Annotated in this window: 9 protein-coding genes; 3 read left to right on the top strand and 6 right to left on the bottom strand. The window is 71.5% G+C overall.

Features of this window, described 5'->3' with window-relative positions; all coding sequences use genetic code 11:
• Positions 1 to 487: 487 nt before the first annotated feature.
• Positions 488 to 877, top strand: a complete 390-nt coding sequence (locus ACWEQO_RS08220; protein WP_452980256.1) for a colicin immunity domain-containing protein — start codon at positions 488 to 490, stop codon at positions 875 to 877.
• A 160-nt stretch (positions 878 to 1,037) separates the two neighbouring features.
• The gene (locus ACWEQO_RS08215; protein ID WP_452980254.1) at positions 1,038 to 1,370 is read left to right on the top strand and encodes a deoxyxylulose-5-phosphate synthase; all 333 of its coding nucleotides are present in this window, start codon (positions 1,038 to 1,040) and stop codon (positions 1,368 to 1,370) included.
• 97 nt (positions 1,371 to 1,467) lie between these two features.
• Here ACWEQO_RS08215 and ACWEQO_RS08210 read toward each other — a convergent pair whose 3' ends face one another.
• Positions 1,468 to 1,968: a hypothetical protein gene (locus ACWEQO_RS08210; protein WP_452980251.1), complete on the bottom strand. Its 501-nt coding sequence runs from the start codon at positions 1,966 to 1,968 to the stop codon at positions 1,468 to 1,470.
• 48 nt (positions 1,969 to 2,016) lie between these two features.
• Positions 2,017 to 2,463 (bottom strand): hypothetical protein, encoded by a 447-nt coding sequence (locus ACWEQO_RS08205; protein ID WP_452980248.1) that lies wholly within the window; start codon positions 2,461 to 2,463, stop codon positions 2,017 to 2,019.
• A gap of 459 nt (positions 2,464 to 2,922) precedes the next feature.
• On the opposite strand from ACWEQO_RS08205, the gene ACWEQO_RS08200 reads away from it, so the two are divergent.
• Positions 2,923 to 3,522, top strand: a complete 600-nt coding sequence (locus ACWEQO_RS08200) for a hypothetical protein (protein ID WP_452980245.1) — start codon at positions 2,923 to 2,925, stop codon at positions 3,520 to 3,522.
• Between the two features lie 47 nt (positions 3,523 to 3,569).
• Here ACWEQO_RS08200 and ACWEQO_RS08195 read toward each other — a convergent pair whose 3' ends face one another.
• From ACWEQO_RS08195 to ACWEQO_RS08180, 4 genes are all read right to left on the bottom strand, one after another.
• The gene (locus tag ACWEQO_RS08195; RefSeq protein ID WP_452980242.1) at positions 3,570 to 4,628 is read right to left on the bottom strand and encodes an alpha/beta hydrolase; all 1,059 of its coding nucleotides are present in this window, start codon (positions 4,626 to 4,628) and stop codon (positions 3,570 to 3,572) included.
• Positions 4,629 to 4,866: 238 nt separating this feature from the next.
• On the bottom strand, positions 4,867 to 5,952 hold the full coding sequence (locus tag ACWEQO_RS08190) for a DNA helicase (protein ID WP_452980239.1): 1,086 nt from the start codon (positions 5,950 to 5,952) through the stop codon (positions 4,867 to 4,869).
• The gene (drmB, locus tag ACWEQO_RS08185; protein WP_452980236.1) at positions 5,949 to 7,808 is read right to left on the bottom strand and encodes a DrmB family protein; all 1,860 of its coding nucleotides are present in this window, start codon (positions 7,806 to 7,808) and stop codon (positions 5,949 to 5,951) included. Before drmB ends, ACWEQO_RS08190 begins: the two co-directional genes overlap by 4 nt.
• Complete coding sequence (locus tag ACWEQO_RS08180) at positions 7,805 to 10,942, bottom strand: helicase-related protein (protein WP_452980233.1); 3,138 nt, start codon at positions 10,940 to 10,942, stop codon at positions 7,805 to 7,807. Before ACWEQO_RS08180 ends, drmB begins: the two co-directional genes overlap by 4 nt.
• Positions 10,943 to 10,975: the final 33 nt, after the last annotated feature.

The raw sequence follows: 10,975 nt of genomic DNA, 5'->3' as shown, positions 1-10,975 counted from the left end.
ACGGCCGGGTACTCACACCCTCCCGAACGGCCGAATCCTCACATCGGTCACGGCCTACCAGGCCACTTCAACAAGATCGTGTTACGAGCTCTAAGCCTCAGCCAGGCGATCGATGGCGCCGACAGCCGGCAGGTCAATGAAGCGGCCCGTGAGTTCGTCGAGAAGCTCACCTTCGCGACGGCCGACGAGATCCTCACCATGCTCCGGGGCGTCCTCGCCGAAGACTGGATGGCTCTGCCCCCTGGGGCCCGGAACCTCGCCTACCGCCTGGCCTGCCTGCAACGCCCCGACGACTCGCAGTTGCTCCGGGAGGCGGCAGCAGACCTGCTGTCCTTCGGACCCGACTGGGACGCATTCGCCCAGGACCTCAAGAGGCGCGCGGCGGAACTGGAGGAGGTCCTCGTTCCCGCGGAACGACAACCGCCCTCAGCCGTGGGGTCGACGACTCTGACGTGCCCTCAGGGATTTCCACTTACAGCGGCCGTCGGTGAAGGGGCCGACACGGCGCGCGCACGTTTCGGCCGTTCCGCGCGCGCCCTCTCGGAACGCCAGGGCCTGGTCCCACCTCGGCGACGTCGAGCCCACCAGTGCGGCGGCGCGGCAACTGGCACTGCTGAAAGCGTTCACCGACGGCACCTGCAGCGCACCGGACTTCGCGCATGGCTGGTGGGAGATCCGACGCGCATCCCAGGCGAACGGGGAGCGGGTTCAGGGAACACTCGGCGCTCTCTTCGACCAGGTGTTCATGGTCCTCGAGGACTACTCGGTCGATCCCGACTTCGCGGAACCGGGCGATCTCGATAATGCCGAACTCCGGACCGCCGTGCGCGCAGCCTGGGACGGGTTCCGTCGCTCCGAAACCGGCCGAAGCAGGTAGTCGACTAACGTAGTCCGGCGTATCCCTCGCGGAGGGCGCAGCCGCAAGTGCCTGCCTGGGCCTGATCACCACGCCGGTGGTCGACGACGTGGCGGACGGCGAACCGGACGCTCTGGCCAATCCCGTGGAGATCGGCCCGGTGGCCGCATACTCTGCCGGCATGCCTCCCTCGAAGACCTCCTACGTCTGCCTGCCCTGCCGGGCCTCGTACAAGCAGCCCCACGGCGGGGACAGGCCGCAGCGGATCTGCCCCCGCTGCGCGGAGCCGCTCGTCCACGTCGGCTCGGCCTTCGCCGCGCCACCGCGTCGGGACGTCGCGGCCTGGCGCACCCTGTCGGTCCTGCTGCACGCAGGGGTCCGCTTCCACAAGAGCTGCTGCGGCGGCCCCGGTTACCGGCCGCGCACCCTGCGCGAGGTGCGCGAGCGGATAGCCCACGCCCGCCGCACCGGCGAGCCCTTCGCCAAGGCACTCGTGCGTCCTGAGGTGCCGTGAAGCAGCCGCCGACCCGGTTCCGGTGGCGCCGGTCGCCGTGAGGGACGTCCGGTTCTTCCCCGCGGGAACATCGGAGGCACACCCGCCTACAGTCCTGTCAGGGCGGCGCCGGTTCCCGGCGGTAGGTGTCGGCGACCTCGTCGTACGGACGCAGCAGTGGCTCCAGTTCCGCGCGCACCAGGTCCGCGTCCCCCGGCGGCAGCGCCAGTGACGCCCGCCGCATGCGCACGCTCCACGTCGCCGGGTCCGGGAAGACCGACAGCCGGGGCACCAGGTCGCGCAGGACGAGCCCGTCGCGGAAGGGAGCCAAGCCGGACACCTCGAGGCGGCAGCCCTCCGTGAAGGAGCGGTCGCCGAAGACGACCGGCTCGTCCAGGGCCCGTACGGGGGTGGCGACCGAGGCCCGAGCGATCACCCGGCCCAGGTCACGGGCCGGGTTCCGGAAGCAGCCGCGGGTGGTGTAGAGGAAGATCTCGTCGCCCTCTGCCAGCGTCCGCGCCGCCTTGGCCCGCCCGGGCGGAAAGGCCGTCCGCTGCCCGGTCACCACCCAGCTCAGGGCGGCTCGGTCTCCGATGATCAGCAGGTGCGCGGACGACATGCCGGTCACCCTACCGAGGCACCGGGCGCGCGGCCGCCGCCGTACCGGTCAGAGACCCGCCCGTGCCAGCAGCACCGGCAGCGCCTCCGGCTTCACCTTCTGCACCGACCTCACCTGCCCGAGCCCCAGTTCGTCCCGGCCCACGGGCTCGCGGTACAGCGCCTTCGTCGCCTCGGGGAGCAGAGTCACCCCGACCAGGTAGGGGATGTCGGGGGCGTCCGGGTCGTTCCAGGGCTCCTGGTCGACCTCGGCCACCGCGGCGACCACCGGCTCCGGGTGGGTGAAGAAGAACCACAGGCGTTCGCCCTGCTTCATCCGGTTGCGACGGCTGAGCCAGAGTTCGAGCTCGGGCTCCTCCTCCGCCAACCGACGTATCGCCTCCCTGTCGGACGGCTCCCCGTCCAGCGTGTCTCTCTTCGGATCGAGAATGTAGATCCAGTCCGCCACGGCCTCCCCCTCGGTCAGCAGCGGCCCGCCACCGGGCCCTGCGTGCACGTCACGCACCGCTCATACAGCGATCGTCAGGCCACATGGTGCCAAGTCGCTCCGACATCCGCAGCTTCCCGTTCCCGAGGGCTCTCGCTTCCCTGTCCGGCATGACGGCCCCGCGCACGGTGCCGTGCCCCTTCAGCGTGGGGCGGCGCCCTCCTGCTCCCCGGCTCCCGGTCAACTGCTGCCCACTCCCAAGTCATCCAGATATTCCTCGAGTTGGCCACCGCCGGTATGTTCAAATCCAAGAAGTCCTCCACCTCCACGCCTGCCCGCGCCGCTCCGCACCTCCGCACCTCCGCGCCCCTGCTCCTCCGTCGCCGGCCGCGCCGGGCTCCGCCTGCACGCGGCCCAGGTCCCGCGAAGGGGCACCGGCGCCTGCGCCCAACCCCACGTACGGCCCGATCGACCGCTCACTCGAACCTGTCCCCCCGTGCGCGCCTCCCGACAAGGAGTGGTCACCGCATGACCGACAACAGCACGCCCGACAGACCGGAGCCGGCCCCCGCACCCCCGTATCCCGCCGTGCCGCCCACCGCTTTCCCGGCGCCGGTGACGACCGCCGATCGCCGGGACCGGGCGGGACGGCGCGCTCTGGCGGTCGTCGCCGCCCTCGCCGTCCTCGCCCTCCTGCTGGCCGGCGCCACCGCCTGGTGGGCGCTGGGCAAGGACGACGAAGGGGGAGGCGGTGACCCGCTGGAGCACGTCGACATCTCGGGCGGCAAACTCACCGTCGACGAGAGCGACAGCGAGTACTGCGACGACACCGACATCTACTCGTACAACGACTGCGACACGGACTCCGACGAGATCTACACGTTCACCTACGAGATCACCAACAAGGGGGACGGGCCCGCCAACTACTCCGTCATCGTCAACGCCTTCGACGACGACGGAGACTTCGTCGGCCAGACCTACGTCGGTGCGACCCACCTGAAGTCCGGCAGGACCGAGTCCGACAAGGGCGAGTTCAGCGAGTACAGCACGCTCGAGGACGACCGCGAGCTGTCCGACATCGCGTCCGTGAAGGTCGCCCACGCCGAACGCACGCCACTGGCCAACTGACCCGGCGCATCACCGTTCCGGCGGCGCCCGCGCGAACGCGGGTGAGGTCACGGCACCCGCAGGGCGCCGAGCAGCATCGGGAGCGACGCGTGCAGTTCGCGTTCCCAGTACGCCCAGCCATGGGTTCCCGGCCCGTAGAAGTGGGTGGTCACGTGCTTCGCGCCCACCCTCTTCAACTCGGCGGCGAGAGCGTGGTTCTGCCGGTTGAAGTCGGCCTCGAGCGCGCTCGTGCCGCCCGGCGGGTCCAGCGGGCCGGTGGTGCCGTCACCGCACGACAGGTACACGGGGATCGACCGGAGCCGCTCGGCCAGGTGGAACGGGTCGTGGGCCTGCCAGATCCGGCGCTGCGCGACCGGGTCGCCCCAGACTCGCAGCGGGTCGTCGCCCTGACCGGCGAAGAAACCCATGATGCGGTCGACCGACTCGTCGTCCAGGAGCGGGTGGACCGAACCGGAGTACGCGGCGGCCGCCTTGAACATGCCGGGGTGCCGGGCGGCGTACTGCAGGGCGCCCTGGCCCCCCATCGACAGACCGGCCACGACACGGTCGGCGCCGGCGCCCCAGTCACGCTCCAGGAGGTGTCGCAGCTCCACGGTGTGGAACGTCTCCCAGGCCGGGTCGCCGCCTCGGCCGTGGTTCCACCAGTCGCTGTACCAGCCGTTCCAGCCCGCCTCCGGCATCACCACGAGGACGTCGCGCAGGCTGTCGGTCTGCGCGACGTCGGTCATCGTGGTCCACGAGGTGTAGTCGCCGCAGCAACCGTGCAGCAGCCAGAGGGTCGGCCAGCGCTGCCGGCGTCGTGCGTCCGGGTTCCAGCCGTTGGGGGTGAGCAGACGGACCTCGACCGTACGGCCGCCCAGGGCCCGTGAGCGGACCGACAGGTCGACCTGTCGGTCGGCGACCCGGGTGACCGCGACGACCTCGGCGCCTCGTGACGCCCCGGGACGCAACCTGTCCGTCGCCGTCCGGACGCCGGTGACGGGGGATCCCGTCGGTGGGACGGCGGCGAGTGCCGGTGCGGTGGGGGCGAGGGTGAACAGCAGTATGGCGAGGACGAGGGGAACGCGGGCTCGAAGGGTCAGGATGGCGGTCACGGTCGCGATCACGGCGGCTCCCTGCGGGATCGGTTCGTCGCTGACAACCCATCGGTGTGCGCTGCATGAATATCGACGGGTCGCACTGACGCGTCAAGACCCACGTCCAGCAAGCGCGGGACGGCCTGAGGTCTGCGGATGTGTGGCCGATGACGTGGTCGGACCGGACACGGGGCCGTCCCGGTCCGGGGGGGGCACCCCGCGTCGTGTCCGTCTGTGCGACGTGCCGGGCGGACTGCCCGGTACCGCTCTACCCTCGTTGCAGATCTCCACGGTTCACCTGGGCGAGGAGCGGTGGTTCGGACTCCCCTTCGTAACCGAGGTGGAGTTCCCGCCGTGCCCGGGTGGCCATGACGTAGTAGGACATCCGCAGTGCGGCGGAGGTCGGGTCGGTCGCGGCGTCCTCGTGGGTGTCGGGGATGACGACCGTGTCGAACCCCAGTCCCTTGGCGCTGCGGCGGTGCACGATCACGATGCCGGGCCGACCGAGGTCGAGGTTGCGGTACTGTCCGCCCCTCGACTGCGACGTGTACAGCTGGGGCTTGAGCCGCGGCGCCCGTTTCTGGATGCTGCCGAGCAGGGAGAACTGGGTGTGCTTGGAGGCGGCGATCACCCCGATGCTCTTCTTGGGCTGCTTCTCGGCCAGCAGGACGAGCAGGTCCGCGACGCCCCGCTCGTGGAAGCGGTGCAGGCGTGGCGGCGGGCCTTGCCGGACCGGCAGGTCCGGGGTGTCGGTACCGGTGTGGAAGTGCGCGGCGAAGGACGCGATCTGCTCGGTGTTGCGGTGGTTGCCGGCGACATCGTGGCGGGTGCACTTGCCCAGGTTCCGGGCGATCTCGTCGAGGGTGGAGTTGGTGTCGGTGAGCCGCTGGCACTCGTCCGCGTAGACGGTCGTGCGCGCCTTGAGCATGCGGACGAGCAGGTAGAACTCCGGGGGGAGGTCCTGGCCTTCGTCGACGACCAGGGCGGCGCCGACGGCTCCCGCCGGTTCGGCGGCCCGGTCGAAGAGGGCGTGCCAGTCGTACCAGCCGTCGCCGCCGGCCGGTGGGATGGTTCCGTACCACTCGGCGAGCCAGCTGTGGACGGTCATGACACGGATCGAGCGGTCCGCGGGCCCCAGTGCGTGCACCGTGCCGGAAAGCGACTGCCGCAGCAGGTTGGAGTAGGTCAGCAGGACCACCGGTGTGCCGGTGAGGGCCAGCATGACGGCCCGCTGGGCCGCCAGGACGCTCTTGCCGCTGCCCGGTGGTCCGCTGATCAGATGGTTGCCGTCGAAGGGCAGCTCGTCGAGGCCGGCCCGCTGGTCGGGGTCGAGGTCGAGGTAGGTGACGGTCACGACTGCTCCAGGGCGGTGGCCGCGGCGGTGCGCGCCGCGGCGACGATGGACTGCAGGTACCCGGGGACGCGTTCGCCTCCGACGACGAGGGCACGGTCCAGGAGGGAGTTGCCGGTCTCGCAGCTGGTCTCCGGGAGCAGGGCGCAGGCGTGGCAGGCGGCCCTGTTGAGGTTGCCGAAGCCCTGGCCGCTGTGTTCGGCACACAGGGGGTCGGCCGAGCACCAGGCTGCCGACTCGGTCATCCGCAGCAGTGTCTCGGCCAGCCGCGGGGGTTCGCCCTGGCGGACGAGTCCGCCCAGGGTGCCCTCGGCGTCTCCGGCGGCGGTGTAGACGAGGATGCCGTACTGGTCCTGCTCGGGGCGGGCGTAGATCCGCTCGCGCAGGCTCGCGGTCGTGTACCCGGATTCGAAGGACAGCTGGCGGATGAGGAGGTGGGCGAGGGTGTGCAGGAGGACGAAGCGGGGGGCGAGTTCGGGTCCGGTCACACTCTCCAGACGGTCCTTCTGGAACGAGCGGTCGAGGTCGGCCCGCATGCCTTCGACCCGCCGGCGGACCTCCGCGTCCTGCTCCCATTCCCGGAGCGCGTCGTGGTCCAGGGTGAGGAAGACGCCCTCGCCGAAGACCTCGACGGCGGGCAGCCACTTCAGACGGCGGGACGTGTCGGCGGGGACGACGGTGGCGTCCGGGGAGACCCGGGTGAAGCCGGACAGGGCCCGGACCTCGCGGAGGCGGTCGGCGAGCACGATGCGGCCGAAGCGGCGGGCGAGCCCGGCCCACGGTTCGTCCGTCTCCCCCGCCAGTCCGAGCGTGGTCTCGCGCAGGGCGAAGTCACGGGTGGCGGGCGGGGCGGGTGACGTGAACGCGGCCCATTCCTCCCGGCTCAGGTCGGGGCGGGCGGGGCCGGTGGGCGGCTGCCCCGGTGAGGCGGCCACGGCGGGGGCCGCTTGTCCCGTCTCCTCCGCCAGGAGGGTGTCCAGCAGGCTGTCGTCGGCTCCGGTGTCCTCCTGGATCATCTCCCGGAAGGCGGCGGCGCGCGGCGAGGCGGGGTCCCTGCACAGCAGGACCCATAGATGGTGTTCACGGACCTGGGCCGCGTGCGCGTCGTCGGTGTGCGCGGGGAGGTCGGTCTCGGGGATGTCCAGTGCCGAGTGCACGACGGGGTAGTAGAGGTTGCCCGCCGTGCGCTGCACGATCTGCACCGGACGCGGGCATGCGACAGCCTCGCTCGCCCGCTGCCACGGGTTCCGTCCCGAGCAGCGCATGCCGTGGGTGCCGAGGATGTCGAGCAGGTCCCGGGTGGCGCCGCATCCCTTGGCCGTGCAGGCGACGGAGAGCGCTTCGAGGCCGGAGGCCCGTTCCGAGACGAGGAACCGCAGCCTCTCGCGTTCCTCACAGCGTCGCCGCTCGCCACCGTCGCGCCGCGAGTGCGCCCAGAACCACCAGTCGACGTCGCCGAGGTGCCCGGCCTGGCAGATCTGCACGAACCGCATCGGTGCCAGGGTCCGCGCGGGGGTGCAGGACGGGCAGCGCGGCGCCTGGCCGTGCTTCTCGTCGGCGATCCGCCAGCGCTTCATGCGCCGGCAGGCACCGCAGAACAACCAGGAGGGGAAGCGGATGTACGGTGCTCCGGGCGCGTCGGCGACGTCGAAGCGGTCGTTGGCGGTGGCGGGTGCGGCGTGGAAGCCGGTGACGCCGAGCCGGTCGGCGAGCCGGGGCGAGTCGATCCGCTGCTTGGCGCGGGCCGGCCAGTCGCCGATACCGGCGGCCACGAACGACTCGCCCTGGATGTCGAAGACGGCCCCGACCCCGAAGGGCACCACGGTCTGCGACTGGCGTACCCGGAGTGTGCGGCTCACAGGTCGGCTCCCTTCACTGTCACCTGGCATTCCCGGTCGACGTTGCGCATGGAGTTGGGTGTCTCCCACAGGCCGTAGAGCTGTTCGAAGCTCTTGATGAGGTTGGACTGGCCCTTGCCCTGGCTGCGGTAGTACAGCTCGCGGCCGTCCTTGCGGGCCTGGCGTGCGAGGTCCTCCCAGTCCGCGACCAGCCCGGCGAGTTCCTTGCGGACCGCGTCCCCGGCAGTCGGCTCGGCGGTCTCCGCCCGCTGCGCCAACTCTTCGATCAGCTTTTCCACTTCGGGCAGCCGGTCGAGGATCCGTCCGGCCTGGTTCTCGGCCGCCAGCCCGAGCCGGTGCCGTACGAGGACGACGAGCACGGCGTGCAGGGCGCGGCGGCGGGAGGGAACCGACCAGGGCGTGACGCTGGTCGGCTCGACGTGCCGGTAGAGGGCACGGTGGTACACGTCGAAGGTCTCGTAGTGCGAACGGTCCCTGGGGCGGGTGGCGTTGAAGAAGGTCACCACGAGCCCGGGAACGGCGTGCCGGCCCACGCGGCTGGTGGCCTGGATGTACTCGGCGGTCGTCTTGGGCTGGCCCTGCATCAGCATCAGGGCGAGCCGTTTGACGTCGACGCCCACGGACAGCATGTTCGTGCAGGGCAGGAAGGACACCGACTTCGGGTCGTCCCAGCTCTTCTCCAGCCGGTCCAACAGCACGGGCTGCTCGGCCCGGGGCAGGTTGCTGGTCAGCTCCTCCACCTGGGCGTCCGGCAACGGACGCACTCCGGCCCCGGAGTCGAGCCCGGCGAGCTGGGCGGGGATGTCGTCGGCGGCGGCGGTGACGGTGCGGCCGAGTTCACGCAGGCTGTGGTGGTAGGCGACCAGGGTCCAGTAGGCGTCGCGGTGTTCCTCCGGGAGCTGCCACGCCCCCTGGAGCAGGGCGGCCGCGGTGGCCACGGAGGCGCGGCCGGCGGTGTGTCCCTGGGCCATGACGCCGAGGTAGCGGCGGCCGGGGCGGGAGGTGTCGGGCTCGGCGAAGTAGGAGTGGCGGGCGTCGAGTCCGGCGGGCGGGAAGAGCTGGACGTCTCCCCCGTACAGGGCGCGGACCTGTTCGCCGGAGCGGCGGATGGTCGCCGTGGACGCCACCACCTTGGGGCCGGTTCCGTCCGGTGCGGTGCACAGTCCGAGGACGGCGGCCTCGTACAAACCTACGGTGGTGCCGAGCGGGCCGGTGAGCAGGTGGAGCTCGTCCTGGATGACGAGGGACGGCGGCAGATGGCCGGTCCCGGCTCCGAAGAGCCGTCCCGCCCGCTGTTCCCAGGCGAGCCGGGCGAACTTGTCGACGGTGCCGAGGACGAAGGTGGGCGGCCTGTCGTACAGGTGCTCGTCCACGACGGCGACGGGCAGTTCGTCGTGGAAGAGGCACGCGTCCCTCGGGCAGAAGAAGGCGAAGGAGTCGGCGCCCGCGCGCACTCCGTAGTCGTCGATGTCGGGCGACTTGTGGGCGGGCAGGATGCGCGTGCCGCACCAGGGGCAGCGGTCCAGGATGAACACGTCGTCGGGGGTAGCGGCCTGGCGTGCGTCGTCGAAGTCGCGGCGCGCCTTGTCGTAGCTGTTCGCGGTGGTGGTCTCGCCGACCCACAGACCGATGGAGAAGGGCTCCTCGCCGTACGTGGCCGGGTCAGCGCGGCGCATGGACTCCAGTGCGCACACGGTCGTGGCGGCGCGCTGGAACTGCTGCGTGGTGAGCAGGCTGAGGGTGTACCGGCTGAGCACGGCCGTCCCGCCGCCGTCGCGCTCGCCACGGCGCAGCACCATCACGAACGCGGCGAGCAGCAGGTACGCCTCGGTCTTGCCGCCACCGGTCGGGAACCAGATCAGGTCCGTCACGGCGCGGTCCGGGTGGCGGGGGTCGGCGGTCCCGTCGACGGCCAGCAGGAAGAACGCGAGCTGGAAGGGGCGCCAGGTGGCGTCCGCGTACGGCTGCGGGTCCGGCGGCACGCCGTCGTCCCGGCGGGGGCGCCGGGTGCCGGCGAGGTCGGCGGCGGAGTGGCGCATCTGCAGTGCCATGGCGCGGTTGGCGGCGCGGAAGGCGTGCAGCAGTTCGGGGCGCCGCGGGTCGCAGAGGGTCCGCACACCGGACTCGATACGGGTGACGGCGGCGCTGATGCGGTCGAGGACGCGCCGGGCGGCTTCCCTGCCCCACTCGGGCACCTCGGTGTCGAGTTGGTTGAGCTGTCCCACGTACCAGGCGCGGTAGGCGGCGGCGAACTCGGCCAGTTCCTCCCTCAGTTGGTCGGCGGAGACGGCGGGGTCGGCGAGGTGGGTGAGCCTGAGCACCGGGGTGTCGGTCAGGCCGGCGGCCCGTACGCCGGTGACCTCGGCCTCGGGCATGACGGCGGCACGGAGCCAGGTCACCGCCCGGCCGTCGTCGTCCCGGAGCTCCTCGACGGCGCACCCGTGGCCGACCGCGTGCGTCCGCACGTGCCGGTACTGCAGGCGCAGTTCCTGCTCCTCCTCGTCCCTGCTGGCCAGGCTCACGCTCGGGTACTGGAGCACCTGCCCGTCGACGGGCCGGGCCCGCAGGCCCACCTGGAACAGCATCCCGTCCCAGTGGGCGCTCCTGCCGAGGGCGGGGTCGTGCCGGGCCGCGTTGACGAGGGCGACGGTGACGAGTTTCCCGCTGCCGAAGTCCCTTCGTGTGACCCGGAGTTCCGCTCGGGCGTCCAGCACGGAGACCTGGTCCCGGTCCGGGCCGAGGAGGTGTGTCTCGGCCGGTATCGCGATCCGCTGCCATGTCCGGCCACGCTGGCCGCTGCGCGACTGGGTGCGGTAACGGGCGGCGGAGCACTCGACCTCGAGGGTCTCGGCGTCGGTGTAGAAGCTGAATCCGAGGGACGACGGCAGCCAGGAGTTCGACTCCGGCACGGGGTCGCTCGCCGGTGCGGTGTCCTCGGCCCCCCGCTCGGTGCCGGTCCCCTCGAACTCCTCCTTGGCAAGGTCCAACTGCCCCTGCAGGTCGGCTTCCTGCGGGTAGAGCGTGCCCATGAGGTACTGCCGGTCGGGTGGTGCGTCGAGCGTCTCGTCGTCGCCACCGGCCGGGCCGACGAGTTGCCGGCGCAGGTAGGAGACGAGTTCCTGTCTGGGGTCCATGGCATTCCTGGTGTTCTTGAGAGAGGGGGCGAG

Source organism: Streptomyces sp. NPDC004051 (assembly GCF_053604275.1).
Note: the sequence above shows the minus strand (reverse complement) of the source record. Positions and strands in the feature narration are given on the sequence as shown.

Excerpts from the sequence above, each read along its gene's own strand:
- ACWEQO_RS08180 (WP_452980233.1), bottom strand. The coding sequence starts at position 10,942 with ATGGACCCCAGACAGGAACTCGTCTCCTACCTGCGCCGGCAACTCGTC.
- ACWEQO_RS08210 (WP_452980251.1), bottom strand. The coding sequence starts at position 1,968 with ATGTCGTCCGCGCACCTGCTGATCATCGGAGACCGAGCCGCCCTGAGC.
- ACWEQO_RS08215 (WP_452980254.1), top strand. The coding sequence starts at position 1,038 with ATGCCTCCCTCGAAGACCTCCTACGTCTGCCTGCCCTGCCGGGCCTCG.
- ACWEQO_RS08200 (WP_452980245.1), top strand. The coding sequence starts at position 2,923 with ATGACCGACAACAGCACGCCCGACAGACCGGAGCCGGCCCCCGCACCC.